This window comes from Halorubrum salipaludis (genome assembly GCF_002286985.1).
GTDB classification, from domain to species: Archaea; Halobacteriota; Halobacteria; order Halobacteriales; family Haloferacaceae; genus Halorubrum; species Halorubrum salipaludis.
Map to the genome: position 1 here is coordinate 86,913 of NZ_NSKC01000004.1, position 20,814 is coordinate 107,726.

The 20,814-nt window shown below is 68.7% G+C and carries 17 protein-coding genes; 9 read left to right on the forward strand and 8 right to left on the reverse strand.

The window, feature by feature from the left end:
- Positions 1–24 precede the first annotated feature (24 nt).
- Both CK500_RS08430 and CK500_RS08435 read left to right on the forward strand, forming a co-directional pair.
- Positions 25–828 (forward strand): class I fructose-bisphosphate aldolase, encoded by an 804-nt coding sequence (locus tag CK500_RS08430; protein WP_095636800.1) that lies wholly within the window; start codon positions 25–27, stop codon positions 826–828.
- A complete protein-coding gene (locus CK500_RS08435) occupies positions 828–1,760 on the forward strand; it encodes a class 1 fructose-bisphosphatase (RefSeq protein ID WP_095636801.1) in 933 nt (310 codons plus the stop codon). The genes CK500_RS08430 and CK500_RS08435 overlap by 1 nt, the downstream gene beginning before the upstream one ends.
- A gap of 248 nt (positions 1,761–2,008) precedes the next feature.
- Here CK500_RS08435 and CK500_RS08440 read toward each other — a convergent pair whose 3' ends face one another.
- Positions 2,009–2,836, reverse strand: a complete 828-nt coding sequence (locus tag CK500_RS08440) for a hypothetical protein (RefSeq protein ID WP_233138986.1) — start codon at positions 2,834–2,836, stop codon at positions 2,009–2,011.
- A 279-nt stretch (positions 2,837–3,115) separates the two neighbouring features.
- Between CK500_RS08440 and CK500_RS08445 the strand changes: the two genes are divergently transcribed.
- Positions 3,116–4,951: an acyl-CoA carboxylase subunit beta gene (locus tag CK500_RS08445; RefSeq protein WP_095636802.1), complete on the forward strand. Its 1,836-nt coding sequence runs from the start codon at positions 3,116–3,118 to the stop codon at positions 4,949–4,951.
- Positions 4,952–4,964: 13 nt separating this feature from the next.
- On the opposite strand, the gene CK500_RS08450 is transcribed toward CK500_RS08445, so the two are convergent.
- On the reverse strand, positions 4,965–5,522 hold the full coding sequence (locus tag CK500_RS08450; RefSeq protein WP_095636803.1) for a DedA family protein: 558 nt from the start codon (positions 5,520–5,522) through the stop codon (positions 4,965–4,967).
- A 172-nt stretch (positions 5,523–5,694) separates the two neighbouring features.
- Here CK500_RS08450 and CK500_RS08455 point away from each other — a divergent pair, with 172 nt between their 5' ends.
- Both CK500_RS08455 and gfo6 read left to right on the forward strand, forming a co-directional pair.
- Positions 5,695–6,222, forward strand: a complete 528-nt coding sequence (locus tag CK500_RS08455) for a redoxin domain-containing protein (RefSeq protein WP_095636804.1) — start codon at positions 5,695–5,697, stop codon at positions 6,220–6,222.
- Positions 6,223–6,307: 85 nt separating this feature from the next.
- Positions 6,308–7,411, forward strand: coding sequence for a D-xylose 1-dehydrogenase Gfo6 (gene gfo6, locus CK500_RS08460; RefSeq protein ID WP_095636805.1), 1,104 nt, complete (start codon positions 6,308–6,310; stop codon positions 7,409–7,411).
- A 13-nt stretch (positions 7,412–7,424) separates the two neighbouring features.
- On the opposite strand, the gene CK500_RS08465 is transcribed toward gfo6, so the two are convergent.
- Both CK500_RS08465 and CK500_RS08470 read right to left on the reverse strand, forming a co-directional pair.
- A complete protein-coding gene (locus CK500_RS08465) occupies positions 7,425–8,258 on the reverse strand; it encodes an aldo/keto reductase (protein WP_095636806.1) in 834 nt (277 codons plus the stop codon).
- A 784-nt stretch (positions 8,259–9,042) separates the two neighbouring features.
- A complete protein-coding gene (locus tag CK500_RS08470) occupies positions 9,043–12,189 on the reverse strand; it encodes an adenosylcobalamin-dependent ribonucleoside-diphosphate reductase (RefSeq protein WP_095636807.1) in 3,147 nt (1,048 codons plus the stop codon).
- Positions 12,190–12,631: 442 nt separating this feature from the next.
- On the opposite strand from CK500_RS08470, the gene CK500_RS08475 reads away from it, so the two are divergent.
- Positions 12,632–12,871 carry a hypothetical protein gene (locus tag CK500_RS08475; protein WP_095636808.1) on the forward strand — a complete coding sequence of 80 codons (240 nt, stop codon included), beginning with the start codon at positions 12,632–12,634 and terminating at the stop codon, positions 12,869–12,871.
- A 70-nt stretch (positions 12,872–12,941) separates the two neighbouring features.
- Here the strand turns inward: CK500_RS08475 and CK500_RS08480 are convergent, their stop codons facing one another.
- On the reverse strand, positions 12,942–15,209 hold the full coding sequence (locus CK500_RS08480; RefSeq protein ID WP_095636809.1) for a CDC48 family AAA ATPase: 2,268 nt from the start codon (positions 15,207–15,209) through the stop codon (positions 12,942–12,944).
- Entirely contained in the window at positions 15,206–15,457 is a 252-nt protein-coding gene (locus CK500_RS08485; RefSeq protein ID WP_095636810.1) for a DUF7127 family protein, read from the reverse strand. Before CK500_RS08485 ends, CK500_RS08480 begins: the two co-directional genes overlap by 4 nt.
- Before the next feature lie 198 nt (positions 15,458–15,655).
- Here CK500_RS08485 and CK500_RS08490 point away from each other — a divergent pair, with 198 nt between their 5' ends.
- The 3 genes from CK500_RS08490 to CK500_RS08500 all read left to right on the forward strand — a co-directional run bounded on the left by CK500_RS08490 (position 15,656) and on the right by CK500_RS08500 (position 18,990).
- Complete coding sequence (locus CK500_RS08490) at positions 15,656–16,489, forward strand: alpha/beta fold hydrolase (RefSeq protein WP_095636811.1); 834 nt, start codon at positions 15,656–15,658, stop codon at positions 16,487–16,489.
- A 377-nt stretch (positions 16,490–16,866) separates the two neighbouring features.
- Complete coding sequence (locus CK500_RS08495; protein WP_095636812.1) at positions 16,867–17,313, forward strand: Hsp20/alpha crystallin family protein; 447 nt, start codon at positions 16,867–16,869, stop codon at positions 17,311–17,313.
- A gap of 3 nt (positions 17,314–17,316) precedes the next feature.
- Positions 17,317–18,990 carry an ABC1 kinase family protein gene (locus tag CK500_RS08500; protein ID WP_095636813.1) on the forward strand — a complete coding sequence of 558 codons (1,674 nt, stop codon included), beginning with the start codon at positions 17,317–17,319 and terminating at the stop codon, positions 18,988–18,990.
- 18 nt (positions 18,991–19,008) lie between these two features.
- Here CK500_RS08500 and CK500_RS08505 read toward each other — a convergent pair whose 3' ends face one another.
- Complete coding sequence (locus CK500_RS08505; RefSeq protein ID WP_095636814.1) at positions 19,009–20,163, reverse strand: site-2 protease family protein; 1,155 nt, start codon at positions 20,161–20,163, stop codon at positions 19,009–19,011.
- A 295-nt stretch (positions 20,164–20,458) separates the two neighbouring features.
- Entirely contained in the window at positions 20,459–20,719 is a 261-nt protein-coding gene (locus CK500_RS08510; RefSeq protein WP_095636815.1) for a DUF7123 family protein, read from the reverse strand.
- Between the last annotated feature and the right edge of the window lie 95 nt (positions 20,720–20,814).

Consider the following 20,814-nt stretch of genomic DNA (forward strand, 5'->3'; position numbering starts at 1 on the left):
CCGATGTAACGGGAGTACGAACTGATGCTTCCTCACGCCGACGACGCCATCTCGCGGGACGGTAAGACGCTCATCCTCGCGTACGACCACGGGCTCGAACACGGGCCGGTCGACTTCGAGCCGAACCCGTCGACCGCCGACCCGGAGCGGCTCTTCGAGCTCGCCACCCACGACGCGGTCACCGCGCTGGCCGTCCAGAAGGGGGTCGCGGAGGCGTACTATCCGGACTACGAGGACGACGTGAACCTCCTGTTGAAGCTGAACGGGACCTCGAACCTCTGGATGGGCGAGCCCGACAGCCCCGTCAACTGCTCGGCGGAGTACGCCGCCGAACTCGGCGCCGACGCGATCGGGTTCACGCTCTACGGCGGCTCGAACCACGAGGTCGAGATGGCCGAGGAGTTCCGCGAGGCGCAGGAGGGCGCCCGCGACCACGACATGGGCGTCGTCATGTGGTCGTACCCCCGCGGGCAGGGCGTCAAGAACGACACGAGCCCCGACACCATCTCGTACGCGGCCCGGCTCGGGCTGGAGCTCGGCGCCGACGTGGTGAAGGTGAAGTACCCCGGCTCCGCCGAGGCGATGGGCGAGGCCGTCCGGATGGCCGGCCCCACGAAGGTCGTGATGTCCGGCGGCACGATGCGCGACGACAAGGCGTTCCTGCGGAACGTCGCGGACGCGATTGACGCGGGCGCGACCGGGCTCGCGGTCGGCCGGAACGTCTTCCAGCGGGACGACCCCGAGCGCATCCTCGACGCCCTCGAGGCCGTAGTCTTCCAGGAGGTCGACCCGGCGGAGGCGCTGGCGATCGCCGAGAGCGACGACTGATGACCGACGCGGACCCCGCCGCCGACGGCGGTGTCGCCCCGGGAGGCACCGATCCCGCCGTTGAGGCGATCTTCGACGCGGTCGCGGCCACGGCACCCGAGATCCGCGCCGCGCTCCCCGGCCGGCGCGTCGAGAGCGGGACCGACAACCCCTCCGGCGAGAGCGTGATGGCCGGCGACCTGTACGCCGACGAGCTGCTCGGCGACGCCATCACCGCGGTCGACGGCGTCGGGTCGTTCGTCAGCGAGGAGCGCGAGACCGCCGTCGACGCCGGCGGTGCGGTCGGAGAGGCGGACGGGGAGCCGCCGTACGCGGTCGCGATCGACCCCCTCGACGGCTCCTCGAACCTCCGGTCGAACAACGCGATGGGGACCGTCGTCGGGGTGTACGACGCTCCCCTCCCCGCGACCGGGCGCGACCTCGTCGCCGCCGGGTACGTGCTCTACGGCCCGATCACGACGATGGTCGTCGCCGACGACGCCGGGGTCCGCGAGGAGGTGGTCGAGGCCGACGCCGACGGATCCGTCTCCCGCACCGTCGTCGAGGACGACCTCCGGCTCCCCGACGACCCCCTCGTCTACGGGTTCGGCGGCCGCGTCCCGGACTGGCCCGACGACTTCACCGCCTACGCCCGCGAGATCGAAGACGAACTGAAGCTCCGGTACGGCGGCGCCATGGTCGGCGACGTGAACCAGGTACTCACCTACGGCGGGATCTTCGCGTACCCCGCCCTGAACAGCGCACCGGACGGGAAGCTCCGGCTCTCCTTCGAGGCGAACCCCATCGCCTACATCATTGAGCGCGCTGGCGGGGCCGCGACCGACGGGGAGGTCGACATCCTCGACGTCGAGCCCGAGGGCGTCCACGACCGCGTGCCGCTGTACGTCGGCAACGAGGCGCTGATCGAGCGGCTGCAGGCGGCGCTGGACTGAGCGGAGCGGGCGGGTTCGACGTCGGCGGCTCCGCTTAAACCCGATTTTTAGACACAAAATACGCTGAAACAGCCGATTGCTGAAGGCTGCGTATTGAGTGCCGAGAATTCCACCGGAGAGGTGTTCCAATCGTCGTGCGCGATACACCGCGCGTATCCGGCATGCCACTGTTGTCTCCACTACGAGTTACGACAGGGTCTTCGAAGTTCATTCCGAGAAAGCAGCCGCTTGAAACCGTGTCTCTCGACCTATTTTCCGAGTGACCTCGACGCTATGACGGCGCAGCGGCTGACGACCACATACAGCTCTCGGATGACGACGGCGGCGGCCGCACCGAGCGACCCGAGTGCGGTTGCAACCACGAGTGCGGGGACGGACCAGCCCGGATCGAGGATGTAGTCAGGGTTAGCGGCGATGAACGCGAATGCGGTGGTATGTCCCAAGACAACCGCAGCGTTGCCGAGCCACGCGAGCACAATCCCGCGCCAGTACAAGTAGATGAACGTTGCAATCGGGACGCCGAACACGGCATACGTGAAGGGCTGGTAGGCTGGATACGAGGCGTACAGCCAGAACGTGAACGGGACCGAGAGAACGGCGGCGACAACAATGACGGCGAGCGCTCTGTAGCGGTCCTCCGGCCGACCGAAGAAGTGTTCCGACACTGAACGCTCGCTCGGCGGCCTCCATCGGCGGAAGACGGACCCAACGACGACGGCGAGAGCGCCGACGGCGAGGCCGAGCCGGATGTGGGTCGGAAGCGCGACAGTGAAGACATCGATCTCTAAGACGTCTGGCAACGGGCTGAATACTACTCGTGCGAGGGCCGACGCGACTGGTAGGAGAGGCCCGGCCGCGAGCGTGTAGAGTATAGCGCCACCGTGATACTGGACGAGAATAGCGATCGCCGCTGCGGGCAGGTAGAGGATGACGGCAGCATTGGAGTGACCGATACCACTGATTTTTGGAGTGACCGCCCGGATAGCCCTGGATTGGGAGATAATCTCCGTACTCGCACCATAGGCCGCGTTTGACCGCCAATAGGCGGCATAGAGTAGGAATGAGAAGACGAACATAATGCCGATAGTGGCAGCGAGACGGCGGCGTACGTCGGGGTGCCGAGGAGGGCACGGCGGACATCCATAGAGAATTAATTTCCGAAGGTTTGGTTAAGTGGTTGGATGTCAACTGCCTATTCTGTACTGAGCGATTCCTGAGTTCCCCGTGTTGAGCGATCCGTGAGTCCTCTGTACTGACCACAGGGGAGGCGAACGCGTCCCTCCGGACCTCAACAGATCTGTATCGCCCAAACCCACATGGAAAACTGTTTAGGATCTACCGCAAATCTTGCGTCCATGAAAGTCCACGTCGGCGCGGCGGCGACGCCGGAGGAGGCCGAGGCGATAGCGAAGTCGCTCGCGGAGCACCTCGGGGTCGACGTCGACGTCCACGTCGGAGAGAGCGCGGAGCCCGCCGCGAGCGCGTCCCCGCCCGAAGTCGACTACCCCCTCGACGACGACCTCGGGCCGACTGACCGGGAGCGCGATCTGCAGGCCGAGATCGACGACATCCTGCAGGGGGGCCCCGAGAAGTACCGCGACCGCCTCCCCGAGCAGGGGAAGCTGTTCGTCCGGGACCGCCTCGACCTCTGGTTCGGCGGGGAGGGCGGAACGCGCGGCGCGGGCGACGCGAGCGCCGCCGAGGGCGACCCGGCCGGGCTCCACTTCGAGGACGGGAAGTTCGCCGCGTTCGACGACTGGCACCCGAACGCGCCCGGGCGGGCCGGGCGGGGGGAAGACGGTGAGGACGGCGAGGGCGGGGGCGACGGCTCCGGCGACCGCCTCCCCGGTGACGGCCTCCTCACCGGCGCGGCCGAGTTCGAGGGGCGCGACGTCCACTTCATGGCCAACGACTTCACCGTGAAGGCGGGGTCGATGGCGGCGAAGGGTGTCGAGAAGTTCCTCCGGATGCAGCAGCGCGCGCTGAAGACGGGCAACCCCGTGCTCTACCTGATGGACTCCTCCGGCGGCCGGATCGACCAGCAGACCGGCTTCTTCGCCAACCGCGAGGGGATCGGGAAGTACTACTACAACCACTCGATGCTGTCGGGCGCGGTCCCGCAGATCTGCGTGCTGTACGGGCCCTGTATCGCCGGCGCCGCCTACACCCCCGTCTTCGCCGACTTCACCGTGATGGTCGAGGGGATGTCCGCGATGGCGATCGCCTCCCCGCGGATGGTGAAGATGGTCACCGGCGAGGAGATCGAACTGGAGGAGCTGGGCGGCCCGCGGGTCCACGCCGAGGAGTCCGGCTCCGCCGACCTGGTCGCCCGCGACGAGGAGCACGCCCGCGAGCTCGTCGCCGACCTGATCGGCTACCTCCCAGACAGGGCGGGCGAGAAGCCGCCGAAACGCGAGACGAAACCCCCAAAGTACTCGCCCGACGGCATCGACGAGCTGATCCCGGCGTCGCCGAACCGCCCCTACGACGTGCGCGACCTGCTCGACCGGATCGCCGACGCGGAGTCGGTCTTCGAGCTGAAGGAGGGGTACGGCGAGGAGATTCTCACGGCGTTCTGCCGGATCGACGGGCGGCCCGTCGGCGTCGTCGCCAACGACCCCGCGGTCCGGTCGGGCGCCATCTTCCCCGACGCGGCCGAGAAGGCGGCCGAGTTCATCTGGACCTGCGACGCCTACGAGATCCCCCTGCTGTACCTCTGTGACACGCCCGGCTTCATGGCCGGTTCGCAGGTGGAGACGGACGCCATCTTGGAGAAGGGGAAGAAGATGATCTACGCCACCTCCTCCGCGACGGTCCCGAAACAGACCGTCGTCGTCCGGAAGGCGTACGGCGCGGGCATCTACGCGATGGGCGGGCCCGCCTACGACCCCGAGAGCGTGATCGGACTCCCCTCCGGCGAGATCGCGATCATGGGCCCGGAGGCCGCGATCAACGCGGTGTACGCCCGGAAGCTCGCCCAGATCGACGACCCGGAGGGGCGGGCGGCCGAGGAGGAGCGCCTGCGCGAGGAGTACCGCGAGGACATCGATATCCATCGAATGGCCAGCGAGGTCGTCATCGACGAGATCGTCCCACCCTCGACGCTCCGCGAGGAGCTGGCCGCCCGGTTTGCGTTCTACGAGGACGTGGAAAAGGATCTACCGGACAAGAAACACGGGACGGTCCTGTAGGCCGACTCCGCCCTCACAGCGCCGCCAGCGTCGCCAGCGCCTCGGCGCCCAGCAGCCCGAGGGCGCCGCCGAACCCGAGCGCCACCGCGACGCCGATCGCCGCGAGCGCGCCGACGTACGCGGCGGAGCCGACGAGCGACGCGGCGGCGAACCGCGGCGCGGAGACGGAGGAGGCGTTCGCGGTCGGGACGGCGAGCCACCCACGCGTCCCGGGGACCGCGTTCGAGGCCGCCACCGCCGGGAGCCCCCACCGGTCGAACCAGCGTCCCGCGCCGTCGAGCCCCCCGTCGCCGACCGGAACGAGGGGGAGCGACGTCGGATCCACGTCGAACCGACGGACGGCCGCGAAGATCGCCGACTGGCCGACGGTCGCGCCGATCACCGCCGCGGCGAACACCGGGAGGACCGCGACCGCCTCGACGCCGACGGCGACGACCGCGGCGACGAACAGTGTCCGCGCCGGGAGCACCTTGCCGACGAGCGCGCCCTCCAGCGCGAACACCACGAAGACCGCGAGGGCGCCGTAGCTGTCGACGAGGGCGAGCGCGGTCGCGGCGTGGGAACCGAACACGCCTCTCCTCGGTCGTCACCACGTAAAACGTTTACACCGTGAAACGTGCTCTCAGCCCCCATAACGAGATTTAATCGGATTTTGTTTCCCGTGCGTGTCCCGTCGGGAGCGATCCGTCGGGCTCACCCCGCCGGGGGTGGGTATTTACCGGTCGCACGCGCATGTGTCACGCATGATAAACGTCGGCGTCAAGGCCCCCGACTTCATCGCGCCCGCGGTCGTCGGCGGCACGGCCACCGAACTGGAGCTGTTCCGGCTAGTCGACCGACACGAGGCGGTCGTCTGCTGTTTCGCGCCCGCGAACTTCGTCCCGACCTGCACCGCCGCGTTCGCCGCGGTCCGCGACGCGGGCTGGCACGACCGCGACGACCTCGCCGTCGTCGGGCTCACCGGCGACTCGCTGTACGCGGGGTTCGCCTACGCCGACCGGTTCGACCTCCCCTTCCCGATCGTCTCCGACTTCCACGGGGGCGTCGCGGAGTCGTACGACCTGCTGGCCGACTCGTGGGAGGGGCACTCGGACATCCCGCGCCGGGCGGTCGTCGCGATCGACGGCGACTGGAACGTTCGGTTCGCGGAGGCGACGACCGACGCCCTCGATCGCCCGGCGCCCTCGCCCGTCCAAAACGCGACCGCGACGCTCCGCGAGATCGGGGTCGACGCCGACCGGCCGCGGGTGAACTACGACGGCCCGTGGTGAGGCCGGGCGAGGGGTCGGCCGGCCGAGACGATCCGACCGCGGGCGTCGCCGGGGTTATTTGACGCCCCCGCGCCGAGGGGTCGGCATGGAAGCCGACTTCGCGGAGTACCTCGACGAGTTCGCGCGGCGGGACTGGGAGACGCTCGATCCGGACGCCGTCACCGACCCCGTCCGGGTCGCGGTCGTCGGCCTCGGCTGGTTCGCCCGCGACTGGGCGCTCCCGGGGATCGCGCGGTCGGCGTACACCGAGGCGACCGTCGTCACCGACATCGACGACGACGCGGTGGAGGCGGTCGCCGCCGAGCGCGACCTGACCGGGGTCACCCCCGACGAGTTCCGGTCGGGCGCCGCCGCGGACGCGTACGACGCGGTGTACGTCGCGACACCGAACGCGACCCACCTGGAGTACGTCGAAGCCGCCGCGGAACAGGAGAAGGCGGTCCTCTGCGAGAAGCCCCTCGAGGCGACCCTCGACCGCGCTCGCCGGCTCGTGGCCGCGTGCCGGGACGCGGACGTTCCCCTGATGGTCGGCTACCGGATGCAGACCGACCCCGCCGTCCGGCGGCTCCGCGAGCTCCTCGACGCCGGCGTCGCCGGCGACGTGATCGGCGTCCACGCGACGATGTCGCAGACGATGCTCGGCGAGCTCGGCGGCGAGGCGGACCAGTGGCGCCTCGACCCGGAGCTGTCCGGCGGCTGCGCGCTCATGGACCTCGGCGTCTACCCGCTCAACACGACCCGGTTCGTGCTCGGCGCCGACCCGGTCCGCGTGTCGGGTCGGACCCAAACGAACCACGAGGCGTTCGCCGGCGTCGACGAGCACGCCACGTTCCGGTTGGAGTTCCCCGGCGGCGTCGACGCGCTGTGCTCGGTGAGCCAGAACGCCCAGCACGCGAGCCGGCTGGAGGTCACCGGCACCGACGCCAGACTCATTCTGGACCCCGCCTTCTACGAGCGCGAGGACCGCGGGTTCGCCGTCGTCCGCGACGGCACCCGCGTCGACGTCGACTTCGACCAGGTCCACCAGATCGAAGAGGAGTTCGCGTACTTCGGCCACCAGCTCTTGGCCGGCGAGCCGTTCCACCCGGACGGCGAGCACGCCCTCGCGGACGCTCGCGCGCTCGACGGCATCTACGAGTCGGCCGAGACCGGGCGGCCGGTCGACCTCGGGGACGGCGACGCGGCCTGAAGAACGGGGGTCGCTACTGTTCGATCCCGTACACGTCGCTCGTCCAGTCGCGGGCCGGCGTGTCGTACACCGGCTCGTTCCGGTCCCGCTCGTCGAGCCGCCGGCGGTCGGCCGCGTCGAGCTCCCAGTCGAGGTCGGCGTTGGCCCGGACGTGGTCCGGGGTCGACGACCGCGGCAGCGCGACCACGTCGTTGTCGAGCGCCCACCGGAGCACGACCTGCGCGGGATGTTTGTCGTACGTCTCGGCCAGCTCGGCGACGACCTCGTCGCCGAACACGTCCGTCCGCGCGAGCGGCGCCGCCGCCTCGATCACGGTGTCGGACTCGCGGCAGTAGTCGACCAGGTCGGGGCGCTGGAACCACGGGTGGTACTCGATCTGGTTGACCGCGATCGGCACGTCAGAGACGTGGTGCGCGCAGCTCAGCTGGTACGCGCTGAAGTTCGAGACGCCCACGTCGCGGACGAGCCCCCGATCGCGGAGCTCGGCCATCGCCCGGAGGGTCTCGCGCAGCGAGATCGCGGGGTTGGGCCAGTGGATCAGGTACAGGTCGAGGTAGTCGGTGCCGAGCCGGTCGAGCGACGCCTCGCACGACTCGATCACCGACTCGTAGTTGAGGTTCTTCGCGAGCACCTTCGAGGTGAGGAACACGTCGTCGCGGTCGTACTCGGCGAGCGCCTCGCCGATCGCCGCCTCGTTGTGATACCCCTCGGCGGTGTCGATGTGCGCGTACCCGGCGTCGAGCGCCGCGCGGACGCTGTCTGCCGTCTGGTCGCCCAAGTCGTACGTGCCCAGCCCGAGCGCCGGTAGCTCCGCGCCGCTCGGGAGCGTCTTCGTTGGAACGGTCACACCGCACGGTTCGGCGGATCGCCGATTGAAAGTACCGGTCGGGGAACCACGCCGCTGTCGGATCCCTCGATACGGACCCGGCAGCGATCGGGAGCGGGAGTGAGTGTTGCAGATCGGTGGTGGTCAGATAGTATTTAAACGGGCGTGAGCGGCGGCGACGATCGCTTATAAAACCGGGCGGTGGCGCGTGCCTGCGAGCGGCGCGGAAGCGCCGCGAGACAGCACGCGCGAGGGAGTCGGCCGGCGCTTATAAGCGCCGGCCGACGAGGCTGGGGAGGTGTGAGGTGCTGTGCGGTTCCGGGTGGGAGGGACTCAAAGGGGCAGCCGGGAGGACGGCTTAGGCGACGCAAGCACCACAACGAAGGAGCGGTAGCGACCGAGTGAGGAGCGTGGTTCGAGACGCCTCCGGCGTCTCGTCATCGCCAGAAATCGGAGATTTCTGGCTAGCAGTCAGAACGCTTCGCGTTCTGACGACATCACGAAAGGCGCTTTGCGCCTTTCGAACGACAGCAAGCGTAAGCCGTCCTCCCGGCTGGGGCTTTGGAGGCGTTCACCGTCGATCCGCAGTCAACCGTTTATAAGTAAACGACTGGGGCTTTACAGATTCTCACCCCAGATCCGTCGATCACGTATAAACACTCGCCAGAAACACCACAATCCGACTTATAAACAACCGACCCACCGAAATGATTCACCTACTCGCGATATCGCTCACCTGTACGTCCGTATCGCACCGAAAAAGCCGCGTCGCGGATCGCTCGTTATCGACGCCGATCCGGCCCGTCTAACACTCCGACCAGCCGCACGACTCGCACGTCTTGCAGCCTTCGGAGTAGTAGAGGTTCATCCCGCCGCACTCGGGACACTCGGGCGACTCGCCCGCCGCGATCAGCTCCTGCATTGCGTCGTCGGCGCCGGCCGCGTCGTCCGCGGCGTCGGGGCCGCCGGCGCCCGAGACGTCCGTCGCGGCGCCCGCGTCGACCGCGCCGCCGTCGGTCTGGCTCGGCGTGTCGACGGCGCCCTCGACGTCGTCGAGGCTCTGCTGTTGGGGGATCCCCTTGTCGATCTCGTCGTCGAGGTAGCGGCGGAGCGCGGTGCCGATCGCGTCCGGGATCGACTGGATCTGCTCGCCCTTGTCCCACGCGACCTTCGGGCTCCGCGTGCCCTGCAGCTCGTCGACGATCTCTTCGGGGTCGACGCCGGAGCGGAGCGCCGTCGAGATGACCTTCGCGAGCGCCTCCGTGAAGGAGTTGGTGTAGCCGCCGGAGTGGCCGATGTTCGCGAACAGCTCGAACGGCAGCCCCTTGTCGTCCTCGTTGATGGTGACGTACAGCTTGCCGTAGCCCGTCTCGACCCGCTGCGTGACGCCGTTCAGGGAGTCGGGGCGCGGGCTGCGCTCGCTGTAGTCGATCCGGGGCTGCTCGCTGGCTTCGAGCAGGTCCGAGATCTCCGCGTCGATCGCCGCCTGCACGTCCTCGTTGTCGAGGAACGACTCGATGCCGCCGAACACCTCGCCGATCTGCTCGACGATCGCCTCGGCTGCCTCGCTCTCGTCGGCGAACTCCGTGTTCTTCGCGCGCGTCGTGAGCACCTGCTTCGAGCGGGTGCCGTCGCGGTAGACGGTGACGCCCTTCCCGCCGTGGTCGTAGATGTAGCGGTACACCTCTTCCATCTCCTCGGCGGTGGCGTCGTTCGGGAAGTTACACGTCTTCGAGATGGCGGAGTCGACGCCCTCCTGGCAGGCGCACTGGACCGCCGCGTGCTGCTTGCCCGAGAGGTCGCCGGTGACGACGAACAGCTCGCCGATCGCGTCCGGGACCGTCTCCAGCCCGTCCACGCCGTCGAACTCGTTTTCCGCCATCTGCTCTTGGGCCTCCGCCTTGACGGCGTCGACGTCGACGTCGTTCTCCTCTAGGGTGCGCAGGAAGTAGTCGTCGAACTCGACGAGCATCTCGTCGCCCTGCACATCGTCGGAGACGTTCTTGTAGTAGGCGACGTTGTAGATGGGCTCGCAGCCGCCGGTGGTGTTGCCGATCATCGACGTCGTGCCCGTGGGCGCGATCGTCGTCGTGTTGTGGTTGCGTACGGGGAAGCCGTCCGCCCACTCGTCGGCGTCGAGACCGGTGTAGTGCTCGAACCACTCGCGGTACTCGGTGGGGTTCGCGTACTTCGAGTCCTCCCAGTCGTTGAACGTCCCGCGCTCCTGCGCGAGCTCGTGGGAGGTCTGCTTCGACGCGTGGTTGATGTGAGTCATCAGCTGGCGGGCGACCTCGTTGCCCGGCTCGGTGCCGTACTGGATCCCGAGCTGGATGTACAGCTGCGCGAGCCCCATGACGCCGAGCCCGATCTTCCGCATGTCGCGGACCTTCTCTTCGATCTTGTCGACCGGGAAGTCCGACATCGTGACCACGTTCTCGAGGAAGCGGGTCCCGTAGTCGATCCGCTCGTCGAACTCCTCGAAGTCGATCGCCTCCTCTAAGAACGCCGACATGGCGGCCTCCTGCGAGTCGTACTCGTCGGCGTGCTCCGCGGACCAGACCCGCCAGTCCGGCGCGTCCTGCGCCGCGAGCGTCGAGAGGTTGATGTGACCGAGGTTACACGCCTCGTACTCTTCTAACGGCTGCTCGCCGCAGGGGTTCGTCGCGAGGATCCGGTGGTCCGGGTTCTCTTCCACGTCGAACGAGTGCTCCTTGTTGACGCGTTCGAGGTAGATGACGCCCGGCTCGCCGTTCTCGTGGGCGCCCTCGATCATGTCGTCCCACAGCTCCTGGGCCGGGATCGACAGCTCCTCGCCGACCTCGACGTGCTCGCCGAGGCCGAACATGTCGTAGATCTCCTTCGTCTCCGGCGTCGCGATGTGGGGCTCCTCCGTGCGCGGGTTGGTGAAGGTGAACTCCTCGTCGTTGTACAGCGCCTCCATGAAGTCGTCGGTGACGCCGACGCTGATGTTGAAGTTCGACAGGTGGCCCTCGACCGCGTTCCGGAGGTGTTCGGGGACCTTCCCGTCCTCGTCGATGAGGTCGCGGGCCTCCTCTAAGGCGTCCGCGAAGGAGTTGTGCGTGAAGTCGTCGGGGTCGTTCAGCCGCAGCGAGTGGGCCAGCGAGACGTCCTTGTTCTTCGCGTGGATGAACTGGATCACGTCCGGGTGCGAGACGCGCATGACGCCCATCTGGGCGCCGCGGCGCGCGCCGCCCTGCGCGATCGTCTCGCACATCTGGTCGAACGTCCGCATGAACGTGATCGGGCCGGAGGCGATGCCGCCGGTCGAGCCGACGGAGTCGCCGTAGGGGCGGAGCTTCCAGAACGCGTACCCCATGCCGCCGCCGGACTGGAAGACCTCGGCCGCCTCCTTGGCGGTCTGGTGGATATCCGTGATGTCGTCGTCGGGGGAGTCGACGAAGCAGGCGGAGAGCTGCTGGAGCTCGTCGCCCGCGTTCATCAGCGTCGGCGAGTTCGGCATGAAGGAGAGCCGTTCCATCCCGTCACGGAACCGGTCCGCGGTCGCCTCGACGTGCTCGCGCACGCTCTCGGGGAGCTCGGGGACGACCGTGTCGTACGCGAACTTGTTGACGTTCCGCTCCGTGAGCGTCGTCTCCGCGTCGTCGTCGGCGGTGGTCCCCGCGCCGAAGACCTCCGCGGCGAGCTCGTCGCGCCGCGGGTGATCGGGCTTGAGCTGGTCGGGCGTGACCGTGACCTCGACGTCCTGTTTCTCCGCCTCGAAGACCGCCTCCGCGAGCGCGACGTTGCGCGCGACGCGGTCGAACAGCTCCTCGGGGTCCTCGATCGGCTCCCCGTCCGCGTTCTTCCGGAGGTAGCGCGCGGGCAGGATGTTGTGGTAGGCGTTGGCCGTGAGGCGCTCCTCCATCGTCTCGCCCGTGGTGCGTTTGATCGGCAGTTCGAGTTCGTCGGCGGCGACGCCGTCGCTGCTCATTCGACGGCCACCCCGCTCGGTTTGCGTGGGATACGGATCATCTGTAGTGTTGGTGTACTGGCGAGGCGGGCCCTTGTACGTTCGGATGTTCGGACCCGACAGGCGTCTATATGTACGATTCGTTATGCAACGTCGGTTCCGCGCGTCTGACGCTGGATTCCGGTACGTCGGCAACGAACGGACTCCGGACACATAAGCGTAGCCAGACCGGAGTGAAACTGATCGCTGATCGACGAAACCGCATCACAGAGGCGTCTCCCCACCGGAACAGAAGGGGGGGTCGATCGGCGGCGATTCGGGCGGCAGCCGCGGGCGTCGGCGCCCTCGGGGCGATCGCGCCGGTGATCGATCGTCTGACTTCGCCGCGGTTCTTGCCGTGAACCTATCAAAATTCGAGAACCGGTCGGCGCCCCCCGCGTCCGCTCCGCCCTCCCACAAGCTTATGCCCGGCCTCACCGTGGGCCCGGACATGACCGCTTCGCTCGCCGCGCTCGCCGCGTCGGTACCGCTTCAGGCCGGCATCCTCGCCAGCCCGACCGGACAGCTGCTCGTCGCACTGGTCGCCGTCGCGGTCGTGATCGTCCTCGGGAAGTTCGTGTTGAAGCTCGCGTGGCGGCTCGTCACGATCGGGATCGTCGTCGTCGCCGCGCTCTACCTGCTGTCGACGGCGGGACTCATCTGAAAAAAACCGCGGCCGCACCGGTTCGACTCCGGCCGGCGATCCGACCGCTACCGGCGGTCCGTCGCTCCGACTACTGGAACGCCGTGCCGGGCTCGGTCTCCGCGCGGTCGACCTCCGACCGCCGGAACTGCTTTTCGATCTCCTCGTAGCGCTCCCGCGTCTCGGGAGTGACGCTCGGATTCACCTCGCTCAGGGCGTCCTCGAAGTGCTGCATCGTCACGCGGACGTTGCCCACGGACTCGCCGACCTCCTCGCGCGAGACGCTGCCGATGAACTCCCGGGAGGCGTTCATCGACGCCTCGCGGGCCACCGCCTCGATGTCGGCGCCGACGTAGCCCTCGGTCTTCCGGGCGATGGCGTCGAGGTCGACGTCGTCGGCCAGCGGCTTGTTCCGGGTGTGGACCTCCAGGATCTTCCGGCGCGCGTCCTCGTCGGGCACGGGGACGTGCACGTGGCGGTCCAGCCGGCCGGGGCGGAGCAGCGCCGAGTCGATCAGGTCCGGGCGGTTCGTCGTCGCGATGACGACCACGTCCTCCAGCGATTCGAGCCCGTCGAGCTCGGTCAGCAGCTGGGAGACGACCCGCTCGCCGACGCCGGAGTCGCCGGAGTTCTGGCCGCGCTCGGTCGCGATCGAGTCGATCTCGTCGAAGAACACGATCGTCGGCGCGTTCTCGCGGGCCTTGCTGAACACCTCGCGGACGCCCTTCTCGGACTCGCCCACGAACTTGTTCAGCAGCTCGGGCCCCTTGATCGAGATGAAGTTCGACTCGCTCTCGTTGGCGACCGCCTTCGCGAGCAGGGTCTTCCCCGTGCCCGGCGGGCCGTACATCAGGACGCCCTTGGCGGCCTGCATGTCGAGCTCCTCGAACACCTCGGGGTACTCAAGCGGCCACTGGATCGTCTCGCGGAGCCGCTCTTTGGTGTCCTCCAAGCCGCCGACCTGGTCCCAGCTCACGTCGGGCACCTCGACGAACACCTCGCGGAGCGCGGAGGGTTCGATCCCCTTCATCGCCTCCTTGAAGTCCGTCTCGGTGACCTGGATGCTGTTGAGCACGTCGGCGTCGATCTCGTCGGATTCGAGGTCGATCTCGGGGCGGATGCGCCGCAGCGCGTGCATCGCGGACTCCTTCGCCAGCGACTCCAAGTCCGCGCCGACGAAGCCGTGAGTGTTCTCGGCGTACTCGTCCAAGTCGATCTCCTCGACCAGCGGCATGTTCCGCGTGTGGACCTGCAGGATCTCCTTGCGGCCGTCGCGGTCGGGGACGCCGACCTCGATCTCGCGGTCGAACCGGCCGCCGCGCCGGAGCGCGGGGTCGATGGCGTCGACGCGGTTCGTCGCCCCGATGACGACGACCTCGCCGCGCTCCTCGAGCCCGTCCATCAGCGAGAGCAGCTGGGCCACGACGCGGCGCTCCACGTCGCCGCCGGCCTCCTCGCGTTTGGGCGCGATCGAGTCGAGCTCGTCCATGAAGATGATCGCGGGCGACTCCTCGGACGCCTCCTCGAACACCTCGCGGAGCTTCTCCTCGGACTCGCCGTAGTACTTCGACATGATCTCCGGACCGGAGATCGTATGGAAGTTCGCGTCGATCTCGTTGGCGACGGCCTTGGCGATCAGCGTCTTCCCCGTGCCCGGCGGACCGTGCAGGAGGACGCCCTTCGGCGGGTCGATGCCGAGCCGCTTGAACAGCTCCGGGTGCCGCATCGGCAGCTCGATCATCTCGCGGACCTGTTCGAGCTCGCTGTCGAGCCCGCCGATGTCCTCGTAGGTCACGTCGGGGCCCTCGCTCGCGCCCTCGCCGGCCTCGCTCCGTTCGGTCAGCTCCTCGGCCGGGACCTCCGAGATCTCGATCTCGGTGTCGTCGGTGATGACGACGGTCCCCGAAGGGGTCGTCGAGGCGACCTTCATCGGCACCGCCTGCGACTGGCCGCCCATCAGCCCGAAGCCGAGCGACGTGCGGATGGTCTGTCCCTCGGTCACCGGCTGGCCGGAGAGCTTGTCGCGGATGAACGGGGCGATCTGCCCGCGGACGCGGAGCTGGCTCGGGAAGGCGATAGTGACCGACTCCGCCCGCGAGACGTCGACGTCCTCGACGGTCACGCGGTCGTCGATCCCGACGTTGGCCTCCTGACGGAGGCGGCCGTCGATACGCACGACGCCGGTCCCGTCGTCCTCGGGGTAGCCGGGCCAGACGCGGGCGATCGCGGCCCCGTCCGGTCCCTCGACGCGGACGATGTCCCCGCCGGAGAGCCCGAGCTCCTCGGCGGCGACGCGGTCGATCGCCGCGAGGCGGCGCCCGGCGTCCTTCTGCTTGAGGGGCCTGACCGTGAGCTTCATCGCTGCCCCTCCACGGTGACCACGCCGTTCTCGACGGCGACCGCGTCGGCCTCGCCCGGGAGCTCGAACTCCGACTCGACGGGCTCGCCCTCGCCCTCGATCACGACGATCGCGGTCTCGCCGACGGTGTCGACGGAGACGTTCTCGGCGTCGGCGCCCAGATCGGCGGCGACGACCCACCCGTCCTCGTACTCGTACCGGCGGAGCAGCGCGCCGTCGCCGGTCGATCGGGTCTGTTGGTGATTCATGCTAACTACAAGTTAGGCGCGAGAGTATATAAATCTGTCGCCAAAAATCGCATGACGTGAGATACCGGCAGCGTATCGGTGGTGTTGCGGTTCGGGGGAAGGCGACGGGAAGCGGCGGCTCGCGGGACGGCGGAAAGCGGCGGAAGCGATCGCGGTGCGGCGGCGACCTTTATGAGCTCGCGCGGGGGAGCAACGCCCATGGAACGGGTCACCCACCACGGCCGCGACACCGCCTACCGTGTCTCCGACCGCGGCGGCGACGGTCCGACCGTCTGTTTCGTCCATGGGAGCGGCGGGAGCAAGGACATCTGGAAGGCGCAGGCGCGCGTGAGCGACCGGTTCCCGGTCGTCGCGCTCGACCTGTCGGGCCACGGTGACAGCGGCGATCTCGACGACAGCAGCCATCTCGACGACATCGAGAGCGACACCGGCGACAGCGACACCACCGCCGCCCCCGGAGCGCTCGACGCGTACGCGGACGACGTGGTCGCGGTCGCCGAGGAGACGGGCGCGACCGTGCTCTGCGGCAACTCGCTCGGCGGGGCCGTCGCACTGTGGGTCGCCTTAGAGCGCGACCTGGCGCTCGACGGGCTCGTGCTCGCCGGGACGGGCGCGAAGCTGGCGGTCGCCGAGCCCCTCCGCGACGCGCTCGCGAACGACTTCGCGGAAGCGATCGACCTGCTCCACGAGCCCGACCGGCTGTTCCACGACGCGCCCCCCGAGTACGTACAGCTGTCGCGCGCAGGGATGCGCGACTGCGGACGGGCGGTCACCGAGCGGGACTTCCTCACGTGCCACGCCTTCGACGTGCGCGACCGGCTGGGCGAGATCGCGGTCCCGGCGCTCGCGGTCGTCGGCGAGCACGACGCGCTCACGCCCGTCGAGTATCACGACTACCTCGCTGACGGGATTGACGACTGCGAGCGCGCGGCGATCGAGGGCGCGGCGCACCTCGCGATGCTCGAGCGGCCGGCGGCGTTCAACGCGGCGCTCGCGGCGTTCTGCTCGCGGCTCTCGACGACGTCGACGTAGCGGTCACTCGTCGCGCGTTGTGCGTCGTGCGCTTTCGGTCGCTCCGCCGATCCACGTCAGTTTAAAAAGCTGCGGCGAGCGAAGCGGTCGTCCGAGGCGCGTCCCGAGACGGGGACGCGACCCGTGCCTGGAAGCCGGTTGGACAGAACTCGATTCGATGCGACTCGGTCGTCGGCCGCTGTCGGGTTCGGTCCTCGATGTCTGCTGTACTCACCTCGTGTTATGCGTTAACACACGACAGTACTTAAATCGTTCGGCGATCGCTGGCGTCGGTACCCGAGACGACCGGCGTCGATACCGCGGACGACGGATCCCGACCGAGCGGGAGCGTCCCCCCTTTCCACACCTTTTTCGCCGCGGCGACCGTATCCGTGTCCATGTCAGCGTTACGCGACGCGCTCCGGGACCTCCCGGACGCGGTGTTTGCGGACCTGCTCGAATCCGACGAGGGGTACGTGCTCGTCGTCGACCTCCCGGGCGCGACCGCCGAGACCACCGAGGTCCTGGCGGAGGACGGCCGGATCGTCATCGAGGGGCGCCGCGAGAAGGAGGTCCCCGAGGGGTTCCGGTACGTGCGCGAGGACCGGCCCCTGTTCCTCGACGCGGAGCTCCCGCTCCCCGGCGACGCGGACGGCAGCGGCGCCGACGCCGAGATGGACCGCGGGGTGCTCGAAGTGACGATCCCCAAGCGGACCGGCGGCGCCTCCCGCACGATCCCGGTCGACGAGGCCGAGGAGGGGACGGAGGGCGACGGCGGCGCCGCGGCCGAGAGCGATCGGGACGACGACGGGACGCCGAGCGACGGTGACGAGGCCGGCGCCTGACGGGTGGTCACGCTGGTCAACCTCCGCGCCTACTGGCGATTCTTCGTGGTCATGCGGCGCTTCTCGCCGCTGATCGTCGCCTACTGGCGAGACCGGAAGCGGTACTTCCTGTTCGGCGGGGGCCGCGAGGTCGACGCCGAGACCCAGCGTGAGCGCGCCGCCGTCCTCCTCGACATCCTGCTCACGCTCGGGCCCACGTTCATCAAGCTCGGCCAGATCCTCTCGACCCGCCCAGACATCCTCCCGCCGGCCTACATCGAGGTGTTGGAGGGGCTCCAAGACGACGTGCCGCCCGCCCCGTGGGAGGAGTCGAAGACCGTCCTCGAAGACGAGCTCGGCCCGGTCGACGAGACGTTCGACGACTTCGACCGGGATCCGATAAGCGGCGCGAGCCTCGGGCAGGTGTACACCGCCCGCTACGAGGGGACGGACGTGGCGGTGAAGGTCCGGCGTCCCGGGATCGAATCGCTCGTCGAGGCCGACCTCCGGACGATCCGGTGGTCGATCCCGCTGGTCCGCCAGTTCATCGGCAGCGGGCGGGCGTTCTCCTTAGAGAACCTCGCCGACGAGTTCGCGAAGACGATCCGCGAGGAGATGGACTACAAGCGCGAGCGCGAGATGCTCGAGGAGATCCGCGCGAACTTCGCCGACGAGGACCGGATCCGGATCCCGACCGCCTTCGAGGCGGTCTCCGGGCCCCGCGTGCTCACGATGGAGTACGTCCCGGGGACCAAGATCAGCGACGTCGACGCCCTCGACGAGGCGGGGCACGACCGGAACGCCATCGCCGAGACGCTCCAGGAGGTGTACCTCCAGATGATCATCGAGGACGGCGTGTTCCACGCCGACCCGCACCCCGGAAACCTCGCGGTCGACGACGCCGGGGCCGTGATCTTCTACGACTTCGGGATGGCGGGCCGGGTGGACCCGTTCATCCAGGAGAAGATCGTCGACTTCTACGTCGCGGTCGCCCGCCAGGACATCGATGGGATCCTCGACACGCTGATCGCGATGGGCACCCTCTCGCCGGAGGCCGACCGCGAGGTGATGGGCAACGTGATGGAGCTGGCCATCGCGGACGCCAGCGGCGAGGACATCGAGCAGTACCAGGTGAACCAGATCATCGAGCAGGTGGAGTCAACCATCTACGAGTTCCCTCTCCGGCTCCCGCCGAACCTCGCGCTCGTGTTGCGCGTCGCCACCGTCGTCGAGGGGGTCTGTGTCACCTTAGACCCCGAGTTCGACTTCATCTCGACCGCGACGGAGTACCTCAAGGAGGAGGGGTACTACGAGCGGACCGCCCGCAACCTCGCCGAGGACGCCGGACGGCAGGCCCAGAAGACCGCGGAGGCGCTGTTCACGGTCCCGCCGAAGGCCGACGACTTCCTCGAGCGGGCGAACCGCGGCGACCTCCACGTCGACGTCACGATCGACGACGGCTCGAACGTCCTCGATAAGCTCGCGATGCGGATCGCCTACTCGGTGCTGCTCGCCGTCGGCGTGCTCTCCGCGACGATCCTCTACTCGTTCGCCCAGTCGTGGCGGCTCGCGGCGATCGTGCTCCTGCTCGCCGCCCCGCTCGCCGTCGCGCTCTACCGGTCGTTCCGGAAGAAGCGCGGGATCCGGGCGACGCCCCAGTTCACCAGACAGGGGATGAAAAAGCGGCGCGAGGACTGACGCTGCTGTCAGCACCGCTCACGCCGAGACGACCTCGATCGGAACGAGGAGGAAACAGAGCGCGCCGACGGCGAACGTCCCGAGCCCAATCGCGAGCCGCGGCCAGCCGAGCCGCTCCTCGTCGGCCGGGTCCGCGGGGCCGTTGAACGCGATCACGAGCGCGAACACGCCCCAGAACGCCCACAGCCCCACCGACTGGTCGAGCCCGAAGCCGCGCCAGAAGTAGAGGTACCCGGCGATCGAGAGGAGCGCGCCCGGGACCAGCGCCGCGATCGTCTCCTGTCGCGGACCGACCATCGCCCGGACCATGTGCCCCCCGTCGAGCTGGCCGACCGGCAGGAGGTTGAGCAGGGTGAAGAACATCCCCACCCAGCCGCCGATCACCACCGGATGCGCGGTGAGGCTCGGGTCGTCGTACGCCGTCGGCTGACCGAGGAGATCGGCGATGATCCCGAGAAGCGGCGGGTTGTTGAACCGGATCATCGTCCCCCCCGACGCGTTCGCGATCTCGGCCGGAACCCGGAGCGGGTCGAGCGAGAGCCCGATCGCGGTGACGGCGACGGTCGCGACCAGCCCCGCGATCGGGCCGGCGACGCCGATGTCGAACAGCGCCCGCCGGGAGGGCATCCGCCCACGCATCCGGATGATCGCCCCGAGCGTCCCGAACGGGAAGACGAACGGGATGACGTACGGCAGGGAGACGTCGACCCCGTGGTACCGGCCGGCGGCGTAGTGGCCGAGCTCGTGGGTCATCAGGACGCCCAACACCGCGGCCGTGAACGGCCACGCCCGCAGCATGACCAGCGGGTTCGCCGCGATCTCCTCCCAGCCGATGTAGTACCACCCGTACGCGCCCACGAACAGCGTCGACAGGACCGTCGCCGCGAACATGGCGGCGTTGACCCACGGGATCCCCTCGCGCCCGCGGTCGAAGGGCGTCGCGACGACGACGTGGCCGTCTTCGACCGTCTCCACGTCGACGTCGTACCCGGCGTCGCGGAACTTCGGGACCAGCTTCCGCAACAGCGTGCGCTCCGGGACGTACGACTCCCCGACGTACCGAACGCGGCCGTTCTCCCGGCGGACCTCGTCGATCCGGAAGAACGTCCGGAGCGGCTCCGGACGCGGAACGTCGGATCCCCCCGACAGCTCCCCGTCCTCGTGTTCTGGCATCGTCGGTCGTAGCTGGTCGGCGAGTATAAACCCCGCGTCGGGCGAAGCGCCCGCGGATCGCGTCGGACGAGAGCCCGACCCGCGGATCGCAAGGTATTGTCCGTCAGCGAGACCGGACGGAGGGGCCGGTCGTCAGCGGAGAGAAGGGGACCGGAGGGCAGTCGTGGGCCGGTTCGAGTGGGAGTCGTGGGCCGATGCAAGCGGGAGTCGGCGGAGCGGTGCGGGGACACGCGCGAGCGCGTCGTCAAGCGGCGGTTCTTCGGGCGGTCAGGGGGGCTAGCGGCGCTTCGGGCGGTCAGGCGGGCTCGACGCGCCAGGTCGTCGCGCCCGTGTACGACCACTTCTCGACGGTGAGTTCCGTGGCGGAGTCGCGGAGCTTCACCATCAGGGCGCCGATCTCCTTCGGCGAGAGGTCGACGTCCTCGGAGATGAACTTCCCTTTGAAGTACATCTCGCCGTCCTCCGCGCGGTCGAGCAGGTACCGCTTCAGCCGCTCTTCCTTGCTGAGGTCGTCGGTCGGTGTCGCGGTCGTGGAGGGGTTCGCAGTCGCGCTCATGGTACACTCACCGCTTGCCGCCGGAGGGTGTTATAAAGGTACCACCGTTGGGTGACGTTCAGGGGGTTTCAGGGCGTTTCACGGTCGGTCGGCGG

Bases quoted from the DNA above. Each gene is read 5' to 3' on its own strand.
- CK500_RS08430 (WP_095636800.1), top strand. From the start codon at position 25: ATGCTTCCTCACGCCGACGACGCCATCTCGCGGGACGGTAAGACGCTC.
- CK500_RS08435 (WP_095636801.1), top strand. From the start codon at position 828: ATGACCGACGCGGACCCCGCCGCCGACGGCGGTGTCGCCCCGGGAGGC.
- CK500_RS08440 (WP_233138986.1), bottom strand. From the start codon at position 2,836: ATGTTCGTCTTCTCATTCCTACTCTATGCCGCCTATTGGCGGTCAAAC.
- CK500_RS08445 (WP_095636802.1), top strand. From the start codon at position 3,116: ATGAAAGTCCACGTCGGCGCGGCGGCGACGCCGGAGGAGGCCGAGGCG.
- CK500_RS08455 (WP_095636804.1), top strand. From the start codon at position 5,695: ATGATAAACGTCGGCGTCAAGGCCCCCGACTTCATCGCGCCCGCGGTC.
- gfo6 (WP_095636805.1), top strand. From the start codon at position 6,308: ATGGAAGCCGACTTCGCGGAGTACCTCGACGAGTTCGCGCGGCGGGAC.
- CK500_RS08470 (WP_095636807.1), bottom strand. From the start codon at position 12,189: ATGAGCAGCGACGGCGTCGCCGCCGACGAACTCGAACTGCCGATCAAA.
- CK500_RS08475 (WP_095636808.1), top strand. From the start codon at position 12,632: ATGCCCGGCCTCACCGTGGGCCCGGACATGACCGCTTCGCTCGCCGCG.
- CK500_RS08480 (WP_095636809.1), bottom strand. From the start codon at position 15,209: ATGAAGCTCACGGTCAGGCCCCTCAAGCAGAAGGACGCCGGGCGCCGC.
- CK500_RS08485 (WP_095636810.1), bottom strand. From the start codon at position 15,457: ATGAATCACCAACAGACCCGATCGACCGGCGACGGCGCGCTGCTCCGC.
- CK500_RS08490 (WP_095636811.1), top strand. From the start codon at position 15,656: ATGGAACGGGTCACCCACCACGGCCGCGACACCGCCTACCGTGTCTCC.
- CK500_RS08495 (WP_095636812.1), top strand. From the start codon at position 16,867: ATGTCAGCGTTACGCGACGCGCTCCGGGACCTCCCGGACGCGGTGTTT.
- CK500_RS08505 (WP_095636814.1), bottom strand. From the start codon at position 20,163: ATGCCAGAACACGAGGACGGGGAGCTGTCGGGGGGATCCGACGTTCCG.
- CK500_RS08510 (WP_095636815.1), bottom strand. From the start codon at position 20,719: ATGAGCGCGACTGCGAACCCCTCCACGACCGCGACACCGACCGACGAC.